The sequence below is a fragment of the Fulvimarina uroteuthidis genome (assembly GCF_034321785.1).
Classification (GTDB): domain Bacteria; phylum Pseudomonadota; class Alphaproteobacteria; order Rhizobiales; family Rhizobiaceae; genus Fulvimarina; species Fulvimarina uroteuthidis.
In genome coordinates, this window is record NZ_JAXLPB010000003.1 from 21,123 (window position 1) to 46,214 (window position 25,092).

The 25,092-nt window shown below is 65.7% G+C and carries 26 protein-coding genes and 2 tRNA genes; 16 read left to right on the forward strand and 12 right to left on the reverse strand.

Annotated features, from left to right (window positions below; translation table 11 throughout):
• Nucleotides 1–61 precede the first annotated feature (61 nt).
• Nucleotides 62–1,198 (forward strand): site-specific DNA-methyltransferase, encoded by a 1,137-nt coding sequence (locus U0C82_RS09755; protein ID WP_322186922.1) that lies wholly within the window; start codon nucleotides 62–64, stop codon nucleotides 1,196–1,198.
• 13 nt (nucleotides 1,199–1,211) lie between these two features.
• On the opposite strand, the gene mutY is transcribed toward U0C82_RS09755, so the two are convergent.
• Nucleotides 1,212–2,453, reverse strand: coding sequence for an A/G-specific adenine glycosylase (mutY, locus tag U0C82_RS09760; protein ID WP_322186924.1), 1,242 nt, complete (start codon nucleotides 2,451–2,453; stop codon nucleotides 1,212–1,214).
• A gap of 394 nt (nucleotides 2,454–2,847) precedes the next feature.
• Between mutY and U0C82_RS09765 the strand changes: the two genes are divergently transcribed.
• The 4 genes from U0C82_RS09765 to ppdK all read left to right on the forward strand — a co-directional run bounded on the left by U0C82_RS09765 (nucleotide 2,848) and on the right by ppdK (nucleotide 8,450).
• Complete coding sequence (locus U0C82_RS09765) at nucleotides 2,848–4,107, forward strand: O-antigen ligase family protein (RefSeq protein WP_322186925.1); 1,260 nt, start codon at nucleotides 2,848–2,850, stop codon at nucleotides 4,105–4,107.
• Complete coding sequence (locus U0C82_RS09770; protein WP_322186926.1) at nucleotides 4,104–4,622, forward strand: DUF721 domain-containing protein; 519 nt, start codon at nucleotides 4,104–4,106, stop codon at nucleotides 4,620–4,622. The genes U0C82_RS09765 and U0C82_RS09770 overlap by 4 nt, the downstream gene beginning before the upstream one ends.
• Before the next feature lie 82 nt (nucleotides 4,623–4,704).
• On the forward strand, nucleotides 4,705–5,619 hold the full coding sequence (locus U0C82_RS09775; protein ID WP_322186927.1) for a DsbA family protein: 915 nt from the start codon (nucleotides 4,705–4,707) through the stop codon (nucleotides 5,617–5,619).
• 164 nt (nucleotides 5,620–5,783) lie between these two features.
• On the forward strand, nucleotides 5,784–8,450 hold the full coding sequence (ppdK, locus tag U0C82_RS09780) for a pyruvate, phosphate dikinase (protein WP_322186928.1): 2,667 nt from the start codon (nucleotides 5,784–5,786) through the stop codon (nucleotides 8,448–8,450).
• A gap of 232 nt (nucleotides 8,451–8,682) precedes the next feature.
• Here the strand turns inward: ppdK and U0C82_RS09785 are convergent, their stop codons facing one another.
• A complete protein-coding gene (locus tag U0C82_RS09785) occupies nucleotides 8,683–9,177 on the reverse strand; it encodes a DUF892 family protein (RefSeq protein ID WP_322186929.1) in 495 nt (164 codons plus the stop codon).
• Nucleotides 9,178–9,460: 283 nt separating this feature from the next.
• On the opposite strand from U0C82_RS09785, the gene U0C82_RS09790 reads away from it, so the two are divergent.
• A complete protein-coding gene (locus U0C82_RS09790; protein WP_322186930.1) occupies nucleotides 9,461–10,819 on the forward strand; it encodes an ActS/PrrB/RegB family redox-sensitive histidine kinase in 1,359 nt (452 codons plus the stop codon).
• Nucleotides 10,820–11,101: 282 nt separating this feature from the next.
• Nucleotides 11,102–11,674, forward strand: a complete 573-nt coding sequence (locus U0C82_RS09795; protein WP_322186931.1) for an ActR/PrrA/RegA family redox response regulator transcription factor — start codon at nucleotides 11,102–11,104, stop codon at nucleotides 11,672–11,674.
• Between the two features lie 33 nt (nucleotides 11,675–11,707).
• On the opposite strand, the gene U0C82_RS09800 is transcribed toward U0C82_RS09795, so the two are convergent.
• Both U0C82_RS09800 and cueR read right to left on the reverse strand, forming a co-directional pair.
• Nucleotides 11,708–12,193, reverse strand: a complete 486-nt coding sequence (locus U0C82_RS09800) for an MmcB family DNA repair protein (protein ID WP_322186932.1) — start codon at nucleotides 12,191–12,193, stop codon at nucleotides 11,708–11,710.
• Nucleotides 12,194–12,274: 81 nt separating this feature from the next.
• The gene (gene cueR, locus U0C82_RS09805; RefSeq protein ID WP_322186934.1) at nucleotides 12,275–12,694 is read right to left on the reverse strand and encodes a Cu(I)-responsive transcriptional regulator; all 420 of its coding nucleotides are present in this window, start codon (nucleotides 12,692–12,694) and stop codon (nucleotides 12,275–12,277) included.
• 265 nt (nucleotides 12,695–12,959) lie between these two features.
• Here cueR and U0C82_RS09810 point away from each other — a divergent pair, with 265 nt between their 5' ends.
• The 4 genes from U0C82_RS09810 (at nucleotide 12,960) to yacG (ending at nucleotide 15,194) form a co-directional block, all read left to right on the forward strand.
• Complete coding sequence (locus tag U0C82_RS09810; protein ID WP_322186935.1) at nucleotides 12,960–13,703, forward strand: L,D-transpeptidase; 744 nt, start codon at nucleotides 12,960–12,962, stop codon at nucleotides 13,701–13,703.
• Nucleotides 13,704–14,046: 343 nt separating this feature from the next.
• On the forward strand, nucleotides 14,047–14,265 hold the full coding sequence (infA, locus tag U0C82_RS09815; RefSeq protein WP_007065640.1) for a translation initiation factor IF-1: 219 nt from the start codon (nucleotides 14,047–14,049) through the stop codon (nucleotides 14,263–14,265).
• A gap of 45 nt (nucleotides 14,266–14,310) precedes the next feature.
• A complete protein-coding gene (locus U0C82_RS09820) occupies nucleotides 14,311–15,000 on the forward strand; it encodes a Maf-like protein (protein ID WP_322186937.1) in 690 nt (229 codons plus the stop codon).
• 5 nt (nucleotides 15,001–15,005) lie between these two features.
• Nucleotides 15,006–15,194: a DNA gyrase inhibitor YacG gene (gene yacG, locus U0C82_RS09825; RefSeq protein ID WP_322186938.1), complete on the forward strand. Its 189-nt coding sequence runs from the start codon at nucleotides 15,006–15,008 to the stop codon at nucleotides 15,192–15,194.
• Here the strand turns inward: yacG and U0C82_RS09830 are convergent.
• On the reverse strand, nucleotides 15,140–15,346 hold the full coding sequence (locus U0C82_RS09830; protein ID WP_322187445.1) for a hypothetical protein: 207 nt from the start codon (nucleotides 15,344–15,346) through the stop codon (nucleotides 15,140–15,142). The genes yacG and U0C82_RS09830 overlap by 55 nt on opposite strands.
• A gap of 209 nt (nucleotides 15,347–15,555) precedes the next feature.
• A complete protein-coding gene (locus tag U0C82_RS09835; protein ID WP_322186939.1) occupies nucleotides 15,556–16,380 on the reverse strand; it encodes an alpha/beta hydrolase in 825 nt (274 codons plus the stop codon).
• A gap of 191 nt (nucleotides 16,381–16,571) precedes the next feature.
• On the opposite strand from U0C82_RS09835, the gene U0C82_RS09840 reads away from it, so the two are divergent.
• The 3 genes from U0C82_RS09840 to U0C82_RS09850 all read left to right on the forward strand — a co-directional run bounded on the left by U0C82_RS09840 (nucleotide 16,572) and on the right by U0C82_RS09850 (nucleotide 17,130).
• Nucleotides 16,572–16,648, forward strand: a tRNA-Pro gene (locus U0C82_RS09840).
• 43 nt (nucleotides 16,649–16,691) lie between these two features.
• Entirely contained in the window at nucleotides 16,692–16,997 is a 306-nt protein-coding gene (locus tag U0C82_RS09845) for an ETC complex I subunit (protein WP_322186940.1), read from the forward strand.
• 56 nt (nucleotides 16,998–17,053) lie between these two features.
• Nucleotides 17,054–17,130: transfer RNA gene (locus U0C82_RS09850), tRNA-Arg, on the forward strand.
• Nucleotides 17,131–17,203: 73 nt separating this feature from the next.
• Here U0C82_RS09850 and U0C82_RS09855 read toward each other — a convergent pair.
• Both U0C82_RS09855 and U0C82_RS09860 read right to left on the reverse strand, forming a co-directional pair.
• Nucleotides 17,204–17,665 (reverse strand): hypothetical protein, encoded by a 462-nt coding sequence (locus tag U0C82_RS09855; RefSeq protein WP_322186941.1) that lies wholly within the window; start codon nucleotides 17,663–17,665, stop codon nucleotides 17,204–17,206.
• 251 nt (nucleotides 17,666–17,916) lie between these two features.
• Nucleotides 17,917–18,984 (reverse strand): SDR family oxidoreductase, encoded by a 1,068-nt coding sequence (locus U0C82_RS09860; RefSeq protein ID WP_322186942.1) that lies wholly within the window; start codon nucleotides 18,982–18,984, stop codon nucleotides 17,917–17,919.
• A 98-nt stretch (nucleotides 18,985–19,082) separates the two neighbouring features.
• On the opposite strand from U0C82_RS09860, the gene U0C82_RS09865 reads away from it, so the two are divergent.
• Nucleotides 19,083–19,478, forward strand: a complete 396-nt coding sequence (locus U0C82_RS09865) for a winged helix-turn-helix transcriptional regulator (RefSeq protein ID WP_322186943.1) — start codon at nucleotides 19,083–19,085, stop codon at nucleotides 19,476–19,478.
• Nucleotides 19,479–19,572: 94 nt separating this feature from the next.
• Here the strand turns inward: U0C82_RS09865 and U0C82_RS09870 are convergent, their stop codons facing one another.
• A complete protein-coding gene (locus U0C82_RS09870) occupies nucleotides 19,573–19,797 on the reverse strand; it encodes a hypothetical protein (RefSeq protein WP_322186944.1) in 225 nt (74 codons plus the stop codon).
• A gap of 272 nt (nucleotides 19,798–20,069) precedes the next feature.
• Here U0C82_RS09870 and U0C82_RS09875 point away from each other — a divergent pair, with 272 nt between their 5' ends.
• Nucleotides 20,070–20,873, forward strand: a complete 804-nt coding sequence (locus U0C82_RS09875) for an exodeoxyribonuclease III (protein WP_322186945.1) — start codon at nucleotides 20,070–20,072, stop codon at nucleotides 20,871–20,873.
• A 155-nt stretch (nucleotides 20,874–21,028) separates the two neighbouring features.
• Here the strand turns inward: U0C82_RS09875 and U0C82_RS09880 are convergent, their stop codons facing one another.
• From U0C82_RS09880 to U0C82_RS09890, 3 genes are all read right to left on the reverse strand, one after another.
• Nucleotides 21,029–21,283 (reverse strand): hypothetical protein, encoded by a 255-nt coding sequence (locus U0C82_RS09880; protein WP_322186946.1) that lies wholly within the window; start codon nucleotides 21,281–21,283, stop codon nucleotides 21,029–21,031.
• A gap of 297 nt (nucleotides 21,284–21,580) precedes the next feature.
• Entirely contained in the window at nucleotides 21,581–23,068 is a 1,488-nt protein-coding gene (gene glpK, locus U0C82_RS09885; protein ID WP_322186947.1) for a glycerol kinase GlpK, read from the reverse strand.
• A 149-nt stretch (nucleotides 23,069–23,217) separates the two neighbouring features.
• A complete protein-coding gene (locus U0C82_RS09890; RefSeq protein ID WP_322186948.1) occupies nucleotides 23,218–25,044 on the reverse strand; it encodes an ABC transporter substrate-binding protein in 1,827 nt (608 codons plus the stop codon).
• Between the last annotated feature and the right edge of the window lie 48 nt (nucleotides 25,045–25,092).

Below are 25,092 nucleotides of genomic sequence, written 5' to 3' on the forward strand. Positions count from 1 at the left end.
CGTTCGGTAACCCTGTGCATCGAAAGTTCTGTTGAAAACCAGCTAACCGGCGGTGTTGAGTATGAAGCGTAGCGGACCCGTTCTCGTCCACAGTCAGGCGTCCCCGGATGCGCGTTGGCGCAACCAGATCCTGCAGGGGCACTGCGTCACCGAGATGGAGCGTCTGCCGGCCGGTTCGGTCGATGCGATCTTCGCCGATCCGCCCTACAATCTGCAGCTCGGCGGCGACCTGATGCGGCCCGACCATTCCAAGGTCGACGCGGTGGACGATGCGTGGGACCAGTTCGAGAGCTTCCAGGCCTACGACGCCTTCACCCGCGCCTGGCTTCTGGCCGCCCGCCGGGTGCTGAAGCCCAACGGCACGCTCTGGGTGATCGGATCCTATCACAACATCTTCCGGGTCGGCGCGAGCCTTCAGGACCTCGGCTACTGGATCCTCAACGACGTGGTGTGGCGCAAGACGAACCCGATGCCCAACTTCCGCGGCAAGCGGTTCCAGAACGCCCACGAGACCCTGATCTGGGCGTCCCGCGACCAGGACGCCAAGAACTACACCTTCAACTATGATGCCCTCAAGGCCTCGAACGACGACGTGCAGATGCGTTCGGACTGGCTCTTTCCGATCTGCTCGGGCGGAGAGCGCCTGAAGGACGAGGACGGCGTGAAGGCCCATCCGACCCAGAAGCCCGAGGCGCTGCTTGCCCGCATCATCATGGCGTCGACCAAGCCCGGCGACGTGATCCTCGATCCGTTCTTCGGAACCGGCACGACGGGCGCCGTCGCCAAGCGCCTCGGGCGCGATTTCGTCGGCATCGAGCGCGAGGACGAATATGTCCGGATCGCACGGGACCGGATCGATGATGTCGAGCCCCTGGCCGACGACGAACTGAAGATCATGGGCGGCAAGCGCGCCGAGCCACGCGTTCCTTTCGCCAGCCTCGTCGAGGCGGGCCTTGTTGCCCCGGGCACCGTGCTGACCGATTCCAAGCGCCGCTACCGCGCCCGCGTGCGCGCCGACGGCACCATCGCCGTGGGCGACGACGCGGCCTCGATCCACCGGATCGGCGCGCGGGTCCAGGGGCTGGACGCCTGCAATGGCTGGACGTTCTGGCATGTCAGCCGCGGCCAGAACCTGATGCCGATCGACGAGCTTCGCACGCTCGCCCGTCAACGCATGACGGTCGCCGCAACCGCCTGAGCGGGACCGCCGGCTACCCTTTCGACCAGCGCGCGGACGTCCGTCTCGTGCGCCGCCGGGGGCGGGGCGGGCGCCTTGTCCCCGCCGCCGCGTCGTCCACCAGACTGAATGATCCTTCCGGTTCGGCCTCCAGCCGTATCGAAGCGGTCCGTTGCTTGCGCGCGGGCCGCTTCTCCTTTGCGAGCGCCGGCTCGGCGGCGATGGCGCGGGCGACGACCTTGCGCATCAGCGTCGGCAGGCCCTGCTCCGCGATCCGGTCCGGCGGCGCCCACCAGCCTTCGACGCCCGTCACGGTCTCGACCTCGGCGCGGTAGACCTCGAGTGCCAGCTTGAAATGGGTGAAGCCGTGCTCGACCGTTCCGGCATGGACCCAACCGGCCGTGAACGGCGCCGACGCGGCGTGGGTTTCGCCGTCCGCCCGGGCCGACCAGTCCGTCGACGGGGCTTCCGCCATGCCGCCCAGCATGCTGGGGGCGGGCCGGCGCCGGAGCCAGACCGCGCCGTCCGCACGGCGCAGGGCGACGAAGGCCGCGCCGACACGGGACGGGACGGCGCGCTTGGGCGGTTTGACCGGATAGAGGGCCTGATCGCCCGCAGATCGCGCGGCGCAATGGGCCGCGATCGGGCAGATCAGGCAGCTTGGCGTTCGCGGCACGCAGATCGTCGCCCCGAGATCCATCATCGCCTGGGCGAAATCGCCGGGCCGTTCCGTCGGCGTGATGGCGGCGACGGTCCGTCTGATCGCGGTTTTGGCGGCCGGCAGCGGCGCCTTTATCCGATAGAGACGGGTGACGACGCGTTCGATATTGCCGTCGACGACCGGCGCGGGTTCGTCGAAGGCGATCGAAGCGATGGCCGCGGACGTATAGTCGCCGATGCCCGGAAGGGCTTTCAACAAGGCGGCCGTCGGCGGAAAGCGGCCGCCGTGCCCGTGCGCGACGATCTTCGCGCAGGCATGGAGGTTGCGTGCCCGGCTGTAATAGCCGAGGCCGGCCCATTCAGCCATGACATCGTCCGTTTCGGCATCGGCCAGATCCTCGACGCTTCGCCATCGCGCGACGAACCGCTCGAAATAGGGTTTCACGGCCGCGACCGTCGTCTGCTGCAGCATGATTTCCGACAGCCAGACACGGTATGCATCCGGACGGATGCCGGCCTTGCGGGCGGCGGGACCGATGCGCCACGGCAGGTCACGGGCACTCAGATCGTACCAGGCCAGAAGATCGGCGGGGATCTGATGATGTTCGAACGACATTTCGGTGCTTTCCTGGCGATGGAACGGCGAAGGTGCAGAACGGACGGTGCGCCTGCGGGAACCCAGCGCCATCGCCCATGGGTGAACCGCCCACGCTACGGCGCTCGTTTCTCCAGTGGCGAGTTTCGTCGCCCGGTTCAATCCGCACGGCCGGACATGCGGACGCATGTCGCCTTCGGCGCGGTGCGTTGGAGTCCGGCGGTGCGATCTGATAATGCCATCCTCGATGCGGTCCCTGCGTCCGGCAGGCGACGCGATCGGCGGCCCGTCCGTGCCGTCATGGGGGCGCGGGGTCAAGTTTCGAACGGCTGAAGGCGGTATGGTGCAAGACAGTGACGGCCGAAAGTCCGGTTTCGATGCGTTGGCGCGCCTCTGCAATCCTCCGTCGGACGGGATGGGCGAACGCAACCGGACCGCGATCGCGATCACCTATGCCATGGTCCCGCTGGCCGGATCTCTCACGAGCCTCTGCATCGTGCTGCTGTGGATCTGGGCCGGCATCAGCCTCGTGGTCGGGCGGCTCGCTTGGCGCCCGCTCGGGGCCGCCGCTCCGCTCGTGTGGAGCCAGGTCGCCTTCTTCCTGGCGCTGGCGGCAGGCGATTTCATCAATGGCGATCCGTTGATCGCGGCGCGGGACAGCTTTCTCCGGCTCTTTTTCCTCATGCCGGTTCTCGCCGTCCACCGCGTCGCCCTGACGCGACCGAGCGCGGTCTTCGACGCCGTGTTTCGCGGCGCGGCGATCGGCGGGGTCATCGTTCCCTTCGTCGCGATCGCGGTGATCGCCGTTACCGGCGAGATCCGTGCGCAGGGCTTTGCCGGCAACCCCGGACCGCTCTCCATCGTCTGTCTGCTGACGACGGGCCTGGCGCTTCTCGGCCTGCGGGCGACGCAATCCACCGCCTGGAACGCGCTGGCCTGCCTCGGCGCCTTCGGTGCCGGGCTGACGGTGGTGATGACTGGCATGCGCGGCGCCTGGCCCGCGCTCTTGCCGGTGCTCGCCATCGCGCTCTGGCACCGCCGCTCCGACATCGCAATCGTGTGGTCCGGCATCGCACGGATGCAGAAGACGGTCGCGGTTCTCGGCCTCGCCGCGCTGGCGGCCTTGGGCGTTGTTCTAGGCGGCGACTACATCGTCGATCGCTCGCTGCTTCTGGCCCGCGACTTCGAGGTTCTGTTCGCGAGCGCCGACGTCGCCACGACGGTGAGCCTTCGTGCCGAGATGTATCAGGCCGGCATGCAGGCCTTCTGGCAGCGCCCCCTGTTCGGCTGGGGGCAGGACGGGTTGCCGGGCGCGGTCTCGCCGTTTCTCGGATCGCTCTACGGCGGCGGGTTCTTCTTCACCCATCTGCACAACGGGTTCCTGACGGTGGGCGTGCAGGCCGGGCTGGTCGGCATCGCCGCGCTTTGCGCCGCCCTGCTGTCCCCGGTGGTCTGCGCGTGGCGCCGCCGCGATGAGGAGGCGGGCGCGACGCGGCTTGCCGTCTCGCTCGTTCTCGTCACGGCCTTTCTCATTCCGGGTCTTACGAACATCATGTTCTTCCATGATATTCTCGATGCGGTCTGGGCGCTGTCGGTCTGGACGATCGCCGGAACCCTGATGGCCGATACCGAACGAACGGCCGGGACGGCCGGCAGTGGAAGGGAGCGACCGTGAACCCTTATCTCAGGCCCGTTCGCCGGCCCCCGGTCCGCTCCCTCTCGGACATAGCGGCGCGCCTCGTCGATCCGGTGCTGCAGAAGAAGGCCGGGATGACCGCCGAGCTCGCCGTCGCCTGGCCCCAGATCGCCGGTCCAAGGCTTGCCGGGCAGACGCGGCCGCTCGAATTCCGATGGCCGCCGAAGCGCTCCGAGGACGATCCGTTCCAGCCCGCCACCCTCGTGGTCGGGGCCGAGCCGATGGCCGCGCTCCGGCTCCAGCACCAGACGTCGGAACTGATCGCGCGGATCAACCGCCTCTATGGCTTCCCGGCCATCGCGAAGATCAAGATCACGCAGATGCCGATCATGGAACCCCAGCGCAACAACAAGCCGCCCTTGCGGGCCCTGACAGCAGCCGACCGCCGCAAGGTGGAGGAGATGGTCGGTCACATCGAGGACGAGACGTTGAAGGCCTCGCTCAAGGGCCTTGCCGAGGCAATGCTGAGTCGGGGCGATCGAAGCCGCGACTGATCGCTCGACCGACAAAAAACCCGGCGTCCAAAGGCCTGGATCCGGTCATGACGGAATTGTAACGACGACGATGCATGCCGCCATGATAGAAACAACTCCGACCTTTCGTTCGAAGCTGAACGAGACCACGCACTTCAAGATGGAGAGTTTGAACCCCGTGACCCGTTCTTTTTCCGCTTCGCTCAAGATGGGCGCGCTGGCGCTCGCCGGTGCGAGCCTTCTGACGCTTGCCGCATGCAGCGACGAAGACTCCTCGGCCAACGCCATCGTGCAGCCCGACGCCGGCCAGAGCGAGGCTTCGCCGGCCGCAGGCTCCGCCGCGACCGACACGGCCGCGACCAACGCGGCGACACCGGCCGCCTCTTCGGATGCCGCGCCGGGCGAGGACGCGCAGCAGAGCACGCTGGTCCCGGCGGACGAAGCGCCGGAGCCGGCCGGCAGCGTCGATGTCGCCGCGCTGATGGCCGAGCAGGCCCTGCCCGATATCGTCCAGGGCGATCCCGACGCGCCCGTCACCATCGTCGAATATGCCTCGATGACCTGCGGCCACTGCGCCGATTTCCACGAGAACAGCTATCCGGCCATCAGGAAAGCCTATCTCGATACCGGCAAGGCCAAACTGATCCTGCGCGAGTTCCCGTTCGATCCCGTGTCGCTGGCCGCCTTCATGCTGGCGCGCTGCGCCGGCGAGGATGCGCAGCGCACGGCGATGATCGATGTCCTGTTTGACCAGCAGCGAAGCTGGGCGAGCGCGGAAAGCCCGTCGGAGGCCCTGCTGAAGATCGCGCGGATGGCCGGCATGGGCCAGGACGAATTCGTCGCCTGTCTCAACAACAAGGAACTGCAGCAGCAGATCGTTGACGTCCAGAAGACCGGTCAGGACGAGTTCGGCGTCCAGGCGACCCCGACCTTCTTCATCAACGGCCAGAAATATTCCGGCTCGATGACCCCGCAGAACATGGCCGCCGCGATCGAGGCGGCGACGCCGGCGAACTGACGCGATCCTCAGATCGCGGAAACGTCCCTGCGACCTGTCCGCCCGGACGGGTTCAATGCTCGAAGCGCCCGTCCGGAATATTCGGACGGGTGCCCTTGGTGTTGCGCACGTGCCGCGCTAAACGCTGGGAGGACGTGAACAGCAGGCCTTAACCCGGCGGTACGATGCCACAACGCATATTTCCATTTCAGAAGGGGCACGCCGAGCGGCCGGCGGACCCTGTCGAGTCGCTGGGGCTCAAGGGCGCCGATCTTTCGCTGCTCGCCTCGCTGAATCTGCCGGTGCCTCCCGGTTTCACCATTTCCACCTATGCCTGGCGCGAGGCCAAGGGCGGGCGGGAAGACATGCCGGTCGGCCTGAGGTCGGATCTGCGCGATCAGATCGCCGCACTCGAGACCGTGACCGGACGCCGGTTCGACGGCGATCGCAGGCCGCTGCTTCTGGCCGTGCGGGCAAGCGCGAAGACCGCGATGCCGGGCCTTGCCGAAAGCGTTCTCGATATCGGCCTCAACGGTCGGACCGTCGAGATCCTGGCCGGCGAACTCGACGATGCGACGTTCGCCTTCCGAAGCTATCGTCGCCTGATCGAAAGTTACGCACAGCTCGTCTTCGACGCCGATCCGACCGATTTCGAGGAGATCGCCGACGAGGAGGCCGAAGAGAAGGGCTGGAGCGGCGAACCCGCGACCATCGACGACTGGCGGGCGCTCGTTGCCCGCGTCAATGCCTATCTGGCCGACGAACTTGGCGCGGTTGTGCCGCAAACCCCGTTCGAGCAGCTCGTCGAGGTCGTTGGCGCCATGTTCAAGAGCTGGCGCAGCGCCCCCGCCCAGGCCCACCGGGCCCTGCACGGCATTCCGGAAAACACCGGTCTCGCCGTCATGGTGCATTCGATGATCTTCAACGAACGCAACGCCCAGTCGGGGCGTGGCCGGGCGGTGTCGCGCGACATGAAGACCGGGCGGCCGCTCCTGTCCGGCGAATTCCTGCTCGGCTCGGGCGGGCGCGACGGGCGCGAGGACGCCCGCGAGAAGATCGACCTGACCGTGGCGCTGAAGAATGGCGGCGAGGGATTTCCCGCCGACATCGAGCAGCTCGACGATCACGTGCGCGCGGTCGAATCCTATCTCGGCGATCTGGCGGAGGTCGAATTCATGGTCGGCGACGGCCAGCTGTTCCTGCTCCAGTCGCGCGTCGGCCGCCGCAGCGCCGGCGAGGCCGTGCGCCTCGCGGTGGAATTCGTGCGCGATGGCCTGATCGACGAGGCCGAGGCCTTGCTGCGGATCGATGCGACATCGCTCGACCAGCTGCTTCATCCCTCGATCCGGCGCGACGAACATTTCACCGTGATCGCCAAGGGCATGCCGGCGTCGCCGGGCGCGGCGACCGGCGAGATCGTCTTCACCTCGGACCGGGCGCAGGCTGCCGCGTCCGAGGGGCGCAAGGTCATTCTCGTGCGCCACGAGACCTACCCCGAAGACATTCACGGCATGCATGTCTGCGAAGGCGTGCTGACCATCCGGGGCGGCACGACGAGCCACGCGGCGGTCGTCGCGCGCGGTATCGGCAAACCTTGCGTGACGGGGGCGGGCATGCTGCGGCTCAACGCCCAGACCGGTGAACTGCACGCCGGTCGCACCGTCCTGAAGGAAGGCGACGCGATCACCATCGACGGGGCGTCCGGCGAGGTCATCGACGGGCCGGTCACGCTGGTGAGGCCCTTGCTCGACGGAGATTTCGCGACCCTGATGGAGTTCGCCGATCGCGCCCGGCGCATGAAGGTCCGCACCAATGCCGAAACGCCCGCCGAGGCACGCGCGGCGCGCGATTTCGGCGCCGAGGGCATCGGCCTTACCCGAACCGAACACATGTTCTTCGAGGGCGACCGGGTTCGCGCCATGCGAGAGATGATCCTGGCATCCGACGAAAAGGGCCGCAGGGCCGCGCTCGAGAAGCTGCTTCCCATGCAGCGCGCCGATTTCGTCGAACTGTTCGAGATCATGGCCGGGCTGCCGGTGACGATCCGGTTGCTCGATCCGCCGCTTCACGAATTCCTGCCCCAGGCCGACCACGACATCGAAGAGACCGCGCAGTTTCTCGGCATCGATGCGGCCAGCGTGCGCCAGAGGGTGGAGGCGCTCGAGGAGTTCAACCCGATGCTCGGCCATCGCGGCTGCCGCCTCGCCATCTCCTATCCGGAGATCGCCGAGGTGCAGTCCCGGGCGATCTTCGAAGCGGCCGTCGAGGCGGGCCGCAAGACCGGCGCGGCGGTGACACCGGAAATCATGGTGCCGCTCGTCAGCCTCAGGCGCGAACTGGACTTCGTCAAGGCGCGCATCGATGCGGTGGCGACCGAGGTGATGAAGGAGACCGGAACCAAGATCGATTACCGGGTCGGGACGATGATCGAACTGCCGCGCGCGGCGGTGCGTGCCGATACGATCGCGGAAGTCGCCGACTTTTTCTCCTTCGGAACGAACGATCTGACGCAGACCGTGTTCGGCATTTCCCGCGACGATGCGGGAACGTTCCTGTCGACCTATGTGCGCGAAGGGATCATCGAGCGCGATCCGTTCCAGTCGGTCGATGTCGAGGGAGTCGGCGAACTGATCCAGATCGCCGTCGAGAAGGCCCGGCGCACCAAGCCCCATATCGAGCTCGGCGTGTGCGGCGAGCAGGGCGGCGATCCGGCCTCGATCGCCTTCTTCGCCGAAGCCGGGCTCGACTATGTCTCCTGTTCGCCGTTCCGCGTGCCGATCGCGCGGCTTGCCGCCGCGCAGGCCGCGATCCGCGAGGATCGCATGTCCCGGGGTGGGCGTTCCTGGCGCTGATCGGACCGTCGCGCAGGCAGATCCTGGACCGCGAGGCCGACGCCGGAGTGCCGACACGAAAATCCCGGCGCGATACGGGATCTCGCCGGGATCGATGGTCCAACTGTCGTGTCAACGCTTCGCAGCGGGCTTTTTGAAAAACGATCCCGATCTGCGGGCGGAGGCCAAACCGTGCCACATACCGCCGGCCGAATGCCGTGTTTCAGACATTCGGCCTTCGAGCGATCCGACCTCAGACCGCGGCCTTGTTGATCCCGCCGGTCGCAAGATCCGTCATGGTGCGGTCGCCTTCGGCGGTGTGCGACAGGCAGTCCTGCAGGATCTTCGCATCGTCCTTCAGGTCGAGACGCTGGGCGAAGGCGACGAGGCAACCATAACCGGCGATCGCGTAATGGGCCATGCGCTGGTACTGGGTGATGATCATGGCGTCGCGGGCGCTGGGATCGGTGATCTCCTCCTCCAGGGCATGCGAGCGGGCTTCCTTCACGAGACCTTCCATGCCCTTGCAGAACTCGCCGGTCGGGTCCGCGTCATGGCCCTTGATGATCTTCGCGAGCGCGTCCTTGCCGTCCCGGATCCCGTCGACGCCCGCGAGAAGCGCATTCTTCAGGCTCTCGTCATGGGCCGCGTCCGCGAGTTCGCGCGTCACCTTCTCGGACTGATTGCAGGCACTGTAGATGTCCTGCGCCTGATCGATATAGATGTCCTTGAGATTGTTGATCGCCATTGTCATGATCCTTTCGTTGGATGTCGTGCCGGGTTAGCGCGGCGCGGGGCGAATGGTTCCAAGCCGGGCGCCTCGTTCCGCGGCGCCGAAGCGTCGCAGGGACGCCATGCCGAGGCGGAACGACGGGGCAGGGAAGGCCGGGTTTCAGCGGACGCGGCGGGCACAGGATCGAACGCGATGCGGGCCGGATTCACGCCCCGAAGCATCCAGCCTTGCAGAAATCAGGAGCTGCGCGATCTCGTCCTATGGCAGCCGTCGCACGATCGGCGCTAGAGAGGTGGTCATGGATACAATTTCGCGCCAAAGTTTCACTCTCCGCCTTCCGGCCTTCGTGACCACGATGCGGGAGAGCCAGCGCCTGCGCCTCGCCACCCTCGTGCGGCTGCGCTGGCTGTCGGTCGCCGGCCAGATCGGCACCGTCGTCTTCGTGGCCTGGGGCGTGTGGTGGCCGTTTCCGGCCTGGTCCTGCCTCGGACTGATCGCCCTGTCGGTGGCCCTGAACATCTATCTTTCGGCGCAATATCCCGCGAGCCGCCGACTGTCGCCGGGCGCGGCGGCGGGCGTTCTGATCTTCGACATTCTCCAGCCGACCGGGCTCCTGTTCCTGACCGGAGGCCTCAACAACCCGTTCTCGGTGTTCCTGATCGTCCCGACTCTGATCGCCTCGGCGACGCAGCCGCCCGCCACGACGTTCGGCCTCGGTCTTCTCGCGGCGCTTGCGGCAAGTTTCCTCGCGCTGTTCCATCTGCCGCTGCCCTGGCCCGACGGGGAGGTCTTCCAGCTCCCGCCGGTCTATCTGGCCGGTCTGTGGTATGCGATCGTCGGAACGCTGGCCTTCTCGGCCATCTATGTCTACCGGGTCGCAGCCGAGTCGCGCGCACTTGCCGATGCCCTGAGCGCGACGGAACTGGTGCTCCAGCGCGAGCAGCACATCTCGGCCCTCGACGGACTGGCCGCCGCCGCCGCCCACGAACTCGGCACCCCGCTTGCGACCATCGCGCTTGCGACGAAGGAGATGAGCCGCACCGTCGCCCACGACAATCCGCTGCGCGAGGACATCGACCTCCTGCTCGACCAGTCCGAGCGCTGCCGCGAGATCCTGCGCCGTCTTTCCAGCCTTTCGTCCTCGTCCGAAAGCCACATGGCCAAGCTGCCGCTGCTGTCGCTCATCGACGAGGTCGCAGAACCGCACAGGGATTTCGGCGTCGCGGTCTCCGTGGAGACCGAAGGCATAGGAGCCGAGCCCGTGACGCGGCGCAATGCCGGCATCCTCTACGGCCTCGGGAACATCGTCGAGAACGCGGTGGATTTTGCCGCGTCATCCGTGCGGATCGAAGTCTTCTGGGACCAGAACCGCGTCTCGGTCGTCGTCGTCGATGACGGCCCGGGCTTCAACCCGGACGTTCTCGCCCGCATCGGCGACCCCTACATGGCCGACCGGTTCAAGGGCGAGCGCCGCGCCGGCGGCGGCCTCGGCCTCGGCGTGTTCATCGCCAAGACTTTGCTCGAGCGCTCGGGTGCGACGATTTCCTTCGAGAACTCTCCCGAGCGCGGCGTCACGGGAGCGATCGTGTCCGTCGAGTGGGACCGCGAGGTTCTCGAGACCGGAGGTTCGCTGGCGCGCACGGGGCAGACCGACTGAGCTGACTTTCGAAACCATTCGGCAAGGCGCCTTCGCCGGCGATCGCAGCCGGGTCTTGCGACCGTTGGCCGCAACGATTCGCTCATGTCTGATGCATCTTTGCTACCGCACGTCTCGTTGTTCCATCACATGGGTTGCCCCATCTATATCCTATCGTTGAGGCACCTTGATAACGGTCCTGTCGAAGCGTTGAGTCCCGGCCTTCTTGCAAAACGGGATGATCGAGCGACCGTCATGATCGCGACTGTGAAGTTTTGAACATACCGGGATTTGGAGATGACCATGCTTGATTCCATCCAGGCGGAAGCCCAGGCCTTCGTACCAGTGGCCGGAGACAATTCGCTTCTCATCGTCGATGACGACCGCCCGTTTCTCCAGCGGCTCGGACGCGCGCTCGAGCAGCGCGGGTTCGCCGTCACCACCGCCGAGAGCGTCCGCGAGGGCATGAGTGCCGTCAGGCGCGGCGCTCCGGCCTTTGCCGTCGTCGACATGCGGCTTGGAGACGGCAACGGCCTCGACGTCGTGCAGGCGCTGCGCGGCGCGCGCGAGGATGCGCGTGCGGTGGTGCTGACGGGTTACGGCAACATCGCGACGGCCGTCACCGCCGTCAAGCTCGGGGCCATCGACTATCTGGCCAAGCCGGCGGATGCGGACGAGGTGACCGCCGCATTGACCCGCGGTGCAGACGAGCGTCCGGAGCCACCGGAAAATCCGATGTCGGCCGATCGCGTTCGATGGGAGCATATCCAGCGCATCTACGAGCTCTGCGATCGCAATGTTTCGGAGACCGCGCGCCGGCTGTCGATGCATAGGCGGACGCTGCAGCGGATCCTGGCGAAGCGCGCGCCGCGCTGAGCCGTCGGTCTTTTCGGTTCGTCGCCTGGGCCGTCAATCCGTCATGAACGGGTTGGCGGCCCATTCTGCTTGCAGAAGACGATCGGCGGACAGGCGCGCGAAGCGCACCGTCATCGCCCGCCGCGTCGCGGCGCCGAGCTTGGTTTCGGGCGCCTCCCTCAGAATTTCCGCGGCATAGCCGTCCGAGACGATGAGCCCCTGATCGGCCGGAAAGATGTCGATGGGCACGCCCGGATGCGTCGCGAAGAACAGGCGGTCGCAATGCTGGAGATAGTCGGGCCATTTCTGATCGACACGGAAATCCTCGATCGACGTCTTGATCTCGACGATCGTGAACTCACCCTTTTCCGACAGGCAGACGAGATCGGCCCGCCGCCCCGATTTCAGGGGCATTTCCGGCAGGATGGAGACGCGGTGGGCTATCATCAGGCGCTGCACGCCGCGCCGCACCATCATGGCACGTTCGGACTGGCGTCCGTCGACGAGCGGGGCACGGGAGAAGGGTGAAACCAGAGGCATGGGCCCACCTTTCGCCCGGATCGCGCCGCATGGCAAGACAAAACGGGAACGCGGGGACGGAATGAACGCGCTCCCGCAAGGTCAGCGTGCCGGTTGCTCGTTCGAACGCGCCGAGGGCAATGTTCCCAGTTCGTCGAGGATCGCGCAATCGGGGTCGGCATCGCCATGGCACCGCTCGGTCAACGCCGAGAGCACCTGCTTCAGCGACTGCAACTCGTCGATCTTGCGGTCGATCTCCTCGACTCGCTTCTTCGCCAGGCGCTTCACATCCTTGGAATGGCGGTCGGCGTCGTCGTAGAGCGAGAGTAACCGCCTTGCATCATCGATGGAAAATCCCAGCGAACGCGAGCGCTGGATGAACTGGAGAACATGCACGTCACGATCGCGGTAGTCCCTGTATCCGTTGGCGGCACGCGCCGGTTTCAACAGGCCGATCTCTTCGTAATAACGAACCGTTTTCGGCGGCAGGCCGCACAGTTTCGCCGCTTCTCCGATGTTCATGACACGCTCCATCTTCTCCCGTCAGGGTGGATGTTACGATCCACACCGGAAGAAATGTCGCGCGGGCCTGGAGGGTCAACTGTGTTAGGCTGGCAACAAGGAATTCTTAAGCATGGTCTGCCACATTCTGGCCGTTGCTTACGACCAAACCCAAGCCTATCCAAGACTGACAGCAGATCGGGTCCGGCCCGGTTGAGCGTTTATGACCGGATCCCCCTCGCGCCGTTTCACACGCGGCCTTACGTCTCTCGACTGGACGAAAAAGATGAACATCGACCACCTTATCAAAGCCGGCATCGTGCTCGCGGGCGCCGGCTTGCTGCAGGCCTGTTCCACGGGCTCATCGACGCGGGTTTCCGCCATTCCGCCCATGAGCGCGCAGGTTGCCGCAGCCTATGCGGGACCGTCGAGCCTCACCTCCGGCAGCGTCAATGCGGTGTCCAATCCCGATTATGCCAGTGTCGTCGATGATGGTTACGCGCTCCCGGCGATCCCGTCCGACAAGATCGATCCGAAATATCTGCGCCAGCAGGTTTCGTATCCCGAAGGCAGCCAGTACGAGCCCGGCACCGTCGTCGTCGATACGCCGAACCGCTTCCTCTATATCATCGAGCCGGGCGGCATGGCGATGCGCTACGGCATCGGCGTGGGCGCGGCAGGCTTCTCATGGTCGGGCGATGCCTACGTCAATTCCAAGCAGCACTGGCCCAAATGGCATCCGCCGGGCGAAATGATCGACCGCAAGCCGGAGCTGGAGAAATATCGCAATGGCGGCATGGAGCCGGGCCTCACCAACCCGCTCGGCGCCCGCGCGCTCTACCTCTTCCAGGGCGGCCGCGACACGCTGTTCCGCATCCACGGAACGCCGGAATGGTGGACCATCGGCACCGCGGCCTCGTCGGGCTGCATCCGCATGATGAACCAGGACGTGATCGACGTTTACGAGCGCGTGCCGCGCAACGCCAAGGTCATCGTCAAGCAGGGGCAGGAGCGCCTCGCCCAGCGTTGATCTGTGACGGGCGTCGCGCAACCGACGCCGGAACGAAACGAAACGGACGAGGGGCGGTCTCACGGCCTGGTCCGAGACGGTTTGAACGGGGCCGGACATCTCGAAAGGGATGCCCGGCCTCGGCGTGTCGATCCACCGGATCGTTCCTGCCGCAATGGCGTGAACTTGCTTTTTGTCCCGTTTCTTACGATCTAGGGGCGATTGCCTTCCGCCGTCCTTCCCCGACTCGTCTTCGAAGAGGTCGCTGAACACCGCGCGAAGGGCCGGGAGCTGCCCATCGCAGCTCTTTCGAAGCATCCAATGTCCTCCCGATCGCCGGGCGGACGGCTAACAAGGAAACCGAATGGCCAAGGAAGAAGTTCTGGAATTTCCAGGCGAAGTCGTTGAGCTCCTGCCGAATGCGACGTTCCGCGTGAAGCTCGAGAACGAACACGAGATCATTGCCCACACGGCCGGTCGCATGCGCAAGAACCGCATCCGCGTGCTGACGGGCGACAAGGTGCTGGTCGAGATGACGCCTTACGATCTGACCAAGGGCCGCATCACCTACCGCTTCAAGTAAGCGGCTCGTCCCGCTCGCACGTTCACGGAAAGCCCTGATCGTCCCATGCTGATACTCGCCTCAGCCTCGCCGCGCCGCCTCGGCCTGTTACAGCAGGCGGGAATCGAGCCGGACATCCTGATGCCCGCCGATCTCGACGAGACGCCGGCGAGGGGCGAGCATCCGCGTTCGCTGGCCAAGCGCCTGTCGCGCGAAAAGGCCGAGGCGACGGCGCGGCGCGTGGCCGAACTCAATTACGACAATGCCTATGTGCTGGCGGCGGACACGGTGGTCTGTGTCGGGCGCGATATCATGCCCAAGGCCGAGCTGCAGGAGGATGCGCTGGCCAATCTGCGGGTGCTCTCCGGCCGCGCGCACCGGGTCTATACCGGCGTCAGCCTGATCACCCCGCGCGGATCGCTGCGCCAGCGCCTCGTCGAGACGAAGGTGCGCTTCAAGCGGCTGTCGCGCGAGGACATCGATCGGTATCTACGGTCCGGCGAATGGCGGGGCAAGGCGGGTGGCTACGCGATCCAGGGCCGGGCCGGAGCGTTCGTCCTCCGTCTCATCGGCTCCTATACCAACGTCGTCGGCCTGCCGCTCTACGAGACGGTGAACCTTCTGGCGGGGGAGGGATACGACATCGATTCGCGCACCGGCCTCATGCTCGACAGCGATGATGAGGCGGGCGTCGAGGACGCCGGCTCGGATGGTTCGCCGGACATCGAACGCGACACCGCACGCGCGGCGAGCTGATCCTCATGTCGTCGACGGTGACACCGCTGCGCCCCAAGCGCAAATGTCCGGAATGCCGGCGGGACTCGACCCGCGAGCATTTTCCGTTCTGCTCGGAACGATGCAAGGCGGTGGATCTGAACCGCTGGCTCGGCGGCCATTACGTCATTCCCGGGCCGTCCCTGTCGTCGGACGACGAGGATTCCGATCGGTGAGCGGACAGGCTGGACACCATCCGGGCGATCGACGCTTCGCTCCGCCTTACGGTCTTGAAGTCGACCAGCATCTTCGGCGGCTGCGCCACGGAGAGCGACTTCAACGCAGACGAAACCAGTTCCATCAGCTCGCGATCGTCTTCCATGCTCACGCGCAATCCTCCAAGACGAGTGCCTGTGTCCGTAGCGTCACCATAGCGCGGTTTTGTCCGGAATAATATTAAGTCGCTCGTTAAAAATCGATTTTTTGCCCCAATGCCTGTCATCGGCCCGGATTTTTTGCAGTCGCGCCTAATAGGCGCCGCTTGGGCGCCCGGTCGATTTCGCAGCGAGACTGGAAATATTGTCCGTCCGCGGATGATTACTGCGGCGTCGACGCGGAAATTCGCGATTGGTCAATATTCGAGAGCAAATCCGTGAGAAGTCGTTCGATGAGCGCAAGATCCTGGGGGCGCGACAGCCGGTGGTCGCCGTCGCGCACGAGGGTCATCGTGACATTGTCCGAAGGCAGCCGCTCCATCAGGTCGAGGGCGTGGGTGTAGGGAACGTCCGGATCGGCCATGCCTTGCAGAATGGCGATCGGGCAACCGGTCTCGATCGTCTCCGCCATGACGAGATTGTTCGCGCCATCCTCGAACAGGGCGCGCGTATAGATGTTCGGCTGCTCGCTGTAATCGGACGCCTCGGTGATGTAGCCGTGCGTCCGCAGCGCCTGGAGATCGGCGTCGGTCAGCTTCGGCCGCATCAGCCTTTCGGTGAAATCGGGTGCGGGGGCGAGCAGCATGAGGCCTTCGACGGAGAAGTTGCAGGTTTCATGCCGGGCGAGGGCGACGAGCCGAAGCGCGATCCAGGCGCCCATCGACGATCCGACCAGGACGACGCTTTCTGCGCCGGCGGCCTCGATCGCCGCCTTGGCTTCCTGCGTCCACCGCGAAATCGTGCCGTCCTCGAAACGGCCGCCCGATTCTCCGTGTCCCGAATAGTCGAGGCGCAGAAAGCCGCGGCCCGCCGCGCCGGCCATCGCGAGAAGATGCTCGGCCTTGGTGCCGCGCATGTCGGAGCGGTAACCGCCCAGCCAGACGATCGTCGGCCCGGTGCCGTCGAGGGTGCGGTAGGCGATCCGGCGGGCCTCGTCGGCCCGGCCGACCGTGATCTCGTGTCCGACGTCTCTCGTCGCGTCCTGCATGCTCTGCGTCCTTTCGGTTTCGGCCGGTTCGTCTGCGTTCGAAAGACGGGCGCAAGGCGAACCGACGCCATCGAGCGGTGTTTTCGATCGGAACCGGGCGCGGATCAAGTTTGCGCCGCCGCCTGTCTTGACTTTCGGTGGTCCGCCCTTCACATCAGCCCTCGTAGTCAGCCGTTGAAGACGACCGGCCTCGGAGCGTAGCGCAGCCTGGTAGCGCATCTGGTTTGGGACCAGAGGGTCGCAGGTTCGAATCCTGCCGCTCCGACCATTCGTTTCCGCGGATCCTGTCGTTTCGCTCGAATGAGGTCGCAATGGTCGCAAGGATCTACAAGCCGACGCGCACCGCCATGCAGTCCGGCAAGGCGAAGACCCAGGAATGGCTCCTGATCTACGAGCCTCAGGAACCCAAGCGGATCGATCCCCTGATGGGCTACACCTCGTCCGGCGACATGCTTGGCCAGCTGCGCCTGTCCTTCGAGACGCGCGAGCAGGCGGTCGAGTACGCCGAGCGCAACGACATTCCCTATCGGGTCGAAGAGCCCAAGGAAACCAAGCGCGTGCGCGTGGCCTATTCCGACAATTTCAAATATGATCGCCGCCAGCCCTGGACCCACTAGTGCCGGCCGCATGCATCCAAGTATCCACCGTTCCGATGCGCCCGCATCGACGGTCCGGTCCCATAGCTCAGCTGGATAGAGCAACGGCCTTCTAAGCCGTAGGTCGAAGGTTCGAATCCTTCTGGGATCACCATTCCTCTTCTGTCCGACACCGACCCATGGGCGACAGCCTGTGCGTGCCAAGTCGATCCCGCGATCCGTCCGGGTCAGGTCGGGTTGTGCTTCTTGAGGATCCAGGCGGTCGCAAGGCAGAGTTCGTAAGCCGGCAGCCAGTCCAGCGTGGCGCCGTCCGCCTCGAAGAGGGCCGGCTCCATGCGCACGGCGCACCACGGCGCGGGCGGGGGCACGTCGCGCGCCGTCGCAAGATCGTAGCCCTCCGAATGATCGTGCAGAATCTGCCAGAGCTCCAGCGAATCGCCATGGACGTTGAGGACGCCCAGCGTTGCGAGAGGCTGGTCGCCCGCGTCCTGGTGGATCGTCGAGATCAGGCCGAGGCCCGATGCCGAGACCTTGATGCTGTAGCCGGGATGGGCGGCGATGGAAGCTGCGCCGGACCAGAAGGCCTGACGCAGATCGAGCGCGGCCGGCTCGACGTTCTTCGCCTCCGGCATTGCCATGCGTTCGACGACACCGGTGTTCATGCTCACGAAGTAGAGATGGGTGCTCATGGTCTTTTCTGACGTGCCTAAAAACACCCCATGAGAGCGGAGCCGTTCCGGCGCGCGCCCCCTTCGACGAGGGCGCGCATTGCCGGCCGTTCCCGCGAAGCATTGGGCCATGACCCTTATCATAGCCGCAGAAAGCGGATCGTCCATCGGGCGCATGCCGGCCCCGGCCGATTCCATCTCACGCCGCGCACGAGATGCGCCGCTGGCCGGCCGGCCGGTCGCGGCGCGTTCGAGCGGAGAGCGGTCGCGCGTCAGCCGGCGGGAATGATCCGGTCGGCGCGCAGCCTTTCGAAAAGGTCGAAGAAGGCCGCGTCCGTTGCCACATAGCCGGTGAAGCCGAGCCGGCGGCTTTTCGACATGTCGGTCACCACTTCGATCGGCCGGCCGAGATCGGCATCGGTGTGCCAGGGCGAGGCGAGGCGCGTGATGTCGCTCTCGGCCAGTCCCTCGCGCGTGGCAAGCCTTTTCCAGATCGCCGCGTCGTCCTTCATCTGCGTTTCGAGCGGACGCTCGGTGCCGTCGAAGTCCACGGCCTCGATGCCGAACCAGTCGGCGATGCGGTGCCACATCCAGTTCCAGCGAAAGACGTCGCCATTGACGATGTTGAAGTCCTCGTTGGCGGCCGCCGGGGTCTCGGCGGCCCAGATCAGTTGCTCGGCAAGCTGATGGGCGTCGGTCATGTCGGTGAGGCTTTCCCACTGCACCTTCGAGCCCGGAAAGACGAAGGGCCGGCCGGTTTCCTTGCAGATCGCGGCATGAACGGCGAGCGTCTGGCCCATATTCATGGCATTGCCGACGGCCTTGCCGATGATCGTGTGCGGGCGATGCACGCTGTAGGTGAAGCCATCCCTGGCGGCCGCCGCGAAGACCTCGTCCTCCTGTGCATAGTAGAAGTTCTCGACATCGAGACGGCCCTGATTCTCGCGGAACGGCGTCTTCGGCAGTTCGCCCTTCCCATAGGCCTCGAAGGGGCCGAGATAATGCTTGAGACCCGTGACGAGCCCGACATGGCGTACGGATGACTTCGGGCGCAGCGCGTCGAGCAGATTTCTCACCATGGTCGCATTGACGCGAATGTTCTCCTTCTCCGTGTCCTGGCGCAGCCAGGTGGTGACGAAGACGACATCCGGCGCGATAGCGTCGAGCGCCTCGGCGAGCGATCCGGGCTCCAGCAGGTCGGCTGCGACCGGCTTCACCCCCGGCTGCTCCTTCGGATTGCGGGCAAGGCCGTAAACATCGTAGCCCCTGGCCAGGAGCCGGTCTGCCGCAGCGCTCCCCTGGATGCCGGTGGCGCCGACGACGAGTGCGGTTCTGGTCATGTCAAACTTTCTCCTTGTTCGAGACCGGACCTATGCACCGCCGCCCAGCTTGGCTAGACGGAACCGAAATGGGACTTAGGCACCAAAGGGTAACCAGCATGGATCGGGGCACGGACGAGGCCGAATGGCGTGAAGACTGCGCACCGCGGCGCATTCTGGAGCTGTTTTCCACCAAGTGGACCAGCATGGTGCTTCACACCCTGCACGCCCGCCACGACGGCCGGGCCCGCAACGGGGTTCTGCATCGCAGCCTGCCGGGCATTTCCAAGAAGATGCTGACCCAGACGTTGCGGCAGATGGAGGCGAGCGGCCTCGTCACCCGCCATGTGGAGGGCACTGTTCCCCCGGCGGTCGAATATCGGCTGACGCCGCTCGGGTCCCGGTTCGTCGAGCCGGTCGAGATGCTCTACGACTGGGCGCGGAAGAACGCGGCCGCCCTCGATCGCCTGGGATCGCGCAAGGCACGGGAGGATCCGATATCGGGCGAGGGGTGATCGAACAGCCCGAACGGGCGGCGCGTGCACCGGGACTTTCAGTCATCGAAGGCGGCGCGGACGTGTCGCGCCGCGCCGTCGTGTCGAGCCCTGCTCAGTGAGCCCCGACGATCGGCAAGGCATCGCCGCTGGCATTCGCCTTCGCCTTGGAAAGAAGGCGCTTGCGCTCGTCGACCGGACTGTCCTCATATTGCGCGACCGCCGCTTCCGTGATGCGGAAATGGCCGCAGGTGAGGCAAGTGATCTCGTGGAAGTCGCCGGATCGCGGCAAGGTCTCGTGGGCGTTCGCCTCGCAGATCGGGCACTGTATCGTCGACATGGTGGATCTCCTTGTTGGGCCGCGACGCTATCCGATTCGCCGGCGATCACCAAAGACCGCCGTTTCCAATGCCCGGAGGCATCGGCTTCGTTCCGCCCGCTCCTTCCTTCCGCGCGTGCCTGCCGCCTTCTGCGCGACAAGGCGGCGACGCGCGGTTGCCGCTTCGGACTTTCGGGCGGCCGGCGCGCCTTGCCGCTTGTCATGGCTCGTCGGGCTGGTATGCGAGGGGCGTCACGCTCCGTCGATGAACTGCCCAACAGAAGCGATCCTTCATGACCTTTTCGCTGACCACCTGGAACATCAATTCGGTTCGGCTGCGCGCCGATGCGGTGATCCGCTTTCTGCGCGAGGAGCGCCCCGACGTCCTGTGCCTGCAGGAGACCAAGTGCACGGACGAACAGTTCCCCCTGGCCGCGTTCGAGGGGCTGGGCTACGATCACGTCGCGCTCAACGGCCAGAAGGCCTATCACGGCGTGGCGACGCTTTCGCGGATCCCGTTCGACGACGTCGTCCGGCAGGATTTCTGCGCGGTCGGCGATGCCCGTCACCTGTCGGTCCGCCTCGCCGTGGGCGACAGGAAGATCCGCGTCCATAATCTCTATGTCCCCGCCGGCGGCGATGAGCCGGACCCGCAGACCAACCCGAAGTTCAAGCACAAGCTGCAATTCGTCGATGAACTGCGCCGGACCGATGCCGATGGCGAGCCCGGCGTGTCGGCGCTCCTGTGCGGCGATCTCAACATCGCGCCTTACGAAAACGATGTCTGGTCCCACAAGCAGCTCCTGAAGATCGTCTCGCACACGCCCGTCGAGACCCAAGGCCTGCTGACGGCGATGACCGAAGGGCGCTGGACCGATCTCATGCGGCGGCACATCCCGCTGGACGAGAAAATCTTCACCTGGTGGAGCTACCGCGCGAAGGATTGGGAAGCCTCCAACCGCGGTCGCCGGCTGGATCATGTCTGGGGATCGTCGAGCATCGCCGAAGCGCTCACCGCGGTCACCGTGCACACGCCCGTGCGCGGCTGGGACCGCCCGTCCGATCACGTGCCCGTCACGGCGACATTCTCGCTCTGACCGCCAACCGGCTCATGGCCACGCGGCGTTGCGATGAGAGGCGATCCGTGCCGGACTTCGGTTGCGCCGACCGGGAGGAGCGAGAACCGGTCACGACGCTGGCCTCACCCTTCTATCCATCGCGCCGACGCCTTTCGCCACGCCTCGGCCGATCCTCAGCGGAACCGGTCCCGCTTGGTTTCCTCGGCGGTGCGGGCGTCGTCGAAACCCTGGCGCCAGATCTCGCTTCGGGTCGACGATCCCGGATGGGTGCACGCCGCTTCGCTGAGGCCCGATTGGAACGCCACACGGCCCGCTCGATAATCCTCACGCTCGGCGCGGGCCGATTCGATCGCCCGCGCAAGGGCGGCCGCCGCCGGTGAAAGGCTGGATGTCGAAGGCCGGTCTGCCGTGTTGCTCTCGTCGCGCACGCTGAAACACCCAAATTTGTTCGATCGAGCCGGGACGCGATAGCCGAGGGCGCGCGGATGGACGCAATCGGGAACGCGCGTGTCCGGTCCGATCGATCCGAAGGATCTGCTCCGTAACAAACCCGATCATATATTGGAATGATATTAAAAGGACATGATGAAACGACCCTGTCGGACCCTGCAAGAGGGGCCGCGCGAAGGGGGTAATCCGCATGACACCGCCGAACGCTCCCTTCGCAATCGATCCACCGCGATTGGTCCGGCGGGCGATCCGACGGGTGCGAACCCCCTTCCGTTTCAGGCAGCGAGCGTCCGTCTGACGGCATTGTCCCAAAGCGTCAGCCTGCGGCCGCGCTCGACCGCACCCATCCGGGGTTCGAACTGACGCTCCAGCCGCCATTTGGCTGCAAAACCATCCTTGTCGGGCCAGACCCCGGCGGCGTGCCCCGCGATCCAGGCCGCTCCGAGCGCGGTCGTTTCGAGCACCACGGGCCGATCGACGGGCGCGTCGAGAAGATCGGCGAGGCGCTGCATGGTCCAATCGCTCGCCACCATGCCGCCATCGACGCGAAGGACCGTGTCGCGGGCGCCCGTGAAGTCCTTGCGCATGGCCTTCAGGAGATCGGCGGTCTGGAAGCAGGTGGCTTCGAGGGCCGCGCGCGCGAACTCGTTGGGGCCGGTCTTGCGGGTGAGGCCGTAGATCGCGCCGCGCGCCTCCGCATCCCACCAGGGGGCGCCGAGCCCGGTAAAGGCGGGCACCATGACGACGTCCTGCTCGTCGTCGGCCTCGCTCGCCATCGAGCCGGTCTCCGCGGCCTTCGCGACGAGACCCAGCCCGTCGCGCAGCCACTGCACGGCGGCGCCTGCGACGAAGATCGAGCCTTCGAGCGCGAACGTCGTCTCGCCCGACAGGCGATAGGCGACCGTCGTCAGGAGCCGGCTGGTGGAGGGGACGCGCTCGGTGCCGGTGTTCAGAACCGCGAAGCAGCCCGTGCCATAGGTGCTCTTGACCATTCCGGGCTTGAAGCAGGCCTGTCCGAGGGTCGCGGCATGCTGGTCGCCCGCGATCCCGCGAATGGGAATGGCGGCGCCGAACAGCGCTCCATCGGTGACGCCGAAATCGGCATCGCAATCCCTGACCTCGGGCAGGATCGCGCGGGGCACCCGCAGGAGCCGCAGCAGTTCGTCGTCCCAGGCGTTCGCCGAGATGTCGAACAGCTGGGTGCGGCATGCATTCGTGGTGTCGGTGGCGTGGACGCGGCCTCCGGTGAGGCGCCACAGGAGAAAGCTGTCGACGGTGCCGAAGGCGAGGTGGCCGGCCTCGGCCCTCTCGCGCGCCCCGCTCACATGGTCGAGAGTCCAGGCGATCTTGGTGCCGGAGAAATAGGGATCGATCAGAAGGCCGGTCTTGTCGGTGATCAGCGTCTCCGCGCCGTCGGCCTGCAGGGCGCGGCAGATGTCGGTCGTGCGCCTGTCCTGCCAGACGATGGCGTTGTGGATGGGCGTGCCGGTGGCCCGGTCCCAGACGAGAACGGTCTCGCGCTGGTTGGTGATGCCGATCGCGGCGATGTCCGTGGCCGACAGCGACGCATCCGCCAGTGCGCTGCGGATCGTCGCGACGACGGAATTCCAGATGTCCTCGGGGTCGTGCTCGACCCAGCCGGAGCGGGGGAAGTGCTGGGCGAATTCCTTCTGGCCGACGCCGACGATGCGGAAATGATCGTCGAAGACGATGGCTCTCGACGATGTCGTTCCCTGGTCGATCGCAAGTACGTAGCCGGACATTGTTGTTCCTCGCATATGGTCGCTTCCGGGCGGACCGGACGTTCCGGTTCATCCGCCTCGGACGGGCCGCTCGATCGGCGGCCCGTCCGTCACGTGCAAAGAGCCGGGCTGGCCCGGCTCTTTGCGGATGGTTCGAAGACGGCGCGGCCTCAGTTGGCCGTTTCGCCCTCCGGTGCGTCGGCCGATGCCGGCTCCGCCGTCACGGGCGTCTGGCCGCCGTCGGCGGGCATCGAGGCGCTCGAATCGGCCCAGCTCTTGACCAGCTCGTCATAGGAGACGGTCTGCGGCTCTTCCTTTTCGTTTTCCTTCTTCGGCTGCGGCGCGATGGTGCCGTTGGCCTTGGCCTGCTCGACCCAGTACTCCATGTCCTGCTCTTCGTTGAGCTTGGGTCCGATGTCGCCCTGGATGCCGGCGCGTTCGAGACGCTCCATCACCTGCTCCTGATCGGCGCAGAGGGCGTCCATGGCCTCCTGGGCCGTCTTCGCGCCCGAGGACGCATCGCCGACCGCCTGCCACCAGAGCTGGGCGAGCTTGGGATAGTCCGGCACGTTCGTGCCCGTCGGCGACCACTGGACGCGGGCCGGCGAACGATAGAACTCGACGAGACCGCCCAGTTCCGGCGCGCGCTCGGTGAAGGACTCGTCGCGGATCGTCGATTCGCGGATGAAGGTCAGACCTTCGTGAGCCTTCTTCACGTCGACGGTCTTCGACGTGACGAACTGGGCGTAGAGCCAGGCCGCCTTCGCGCGGTCTTCCGGCGTCGACTTCATCAGCGTCCAGGATCCGACGTCCTGATAGCCGAGCTTCATGCCGTCGACCCAGTAGACGCCGTGCGGCGAGGGGGCCATGCGCCATTTCGGCGTGCCGTCCTCGTTGACGACCGGCAGGCCTTCCTTGACCGCATCGGCGGTGAAGGCGGTGTACCAGAAGATCTGCTGGGCGATCTGCCCCTGCGCCGGCACTGGGCCGGATTCGGAGAAGGTCATGCCCTGGGCTTCCGGCGGAGCGTAGGCCTTCAGCCAGTCGAGATATTTCTGGATCGCGTAGACCGATGCCGGTCCGTTGGTGTCGCCGCCGCGCGCCACGCACGATCCGGTCGGCTGGGACTGTTCGTTGACGCGAATGCCCCATTCGTCGACCGGCACGCCGTTCGGCAGGCCCTTGTCGCCGTTGCCGGCCATGGAAAGCCAGGCATCGGTGAAGCGCCAGCCGAGCGAGGGATCCTTCTTCCCGTAGTCCATATGGCCATAGACCTGGCCTTCGACGCCCATATGGGACAGATCGCGGCCGGTGAAGAATTCGGCGATGTCCTCGTATGCCGACCAGTTGACCGGCACGCCGAGCTCGTAGCCATACTCGTTCTGGAAATCGGCCTTGTTCTTCTCGTCGTTGAACCAGTCGTACCGGAACCAGTAGAGGTTCGCGAACTGCTGGTCGGGCAGCTGGTAGAGCTTGCCGTCCGGCGCCGTGGTGAAGGACGTGCCGATATAGTCCTCGATGTCGAGCGTCGGCGAGGTGACGTCCTTGCCCTCGTTCTCCATCCAGTCGGTCAGGTTGCGGACCTGCTGGTAGCGCCAATGGGTGCCGATGAGGTCGGAATCGTTGACATAGGCGTCGTAGATGTTCTCGCCCGACTGCATCTGCGTCTGCAGCTTCTCGACGACGTCGCCTTCGCCGATGAGGTCGTGGGTGAGATTGATGCCGGTGATGTCGGAAAAGGCTTTCGCCAGCACCTTGGATTCGTACTCATGCGTGGCGATCGTTTCCGAAACGACCTTGATATCCATGCCGGCGAAGGGCTTGGCGGCATCGATGAACCATTGCAGTTCGGCTTCCTGTTCGGCGCGCGACAGCGCGGACAGATCGCCGATCTCATTGTCGAGGAACGTCTTGGCCGCTTCCATGTCCGCAAAGGCGGGTCCGGAGGCGAGGGCGATCGCCATGGCGGCGGCCGATCCCATGAAGAGATGTTTCATATTGGTAGTCCTCCCGAGGTTTCTGTCAGCCGGTTCGTCCGTCTGTGG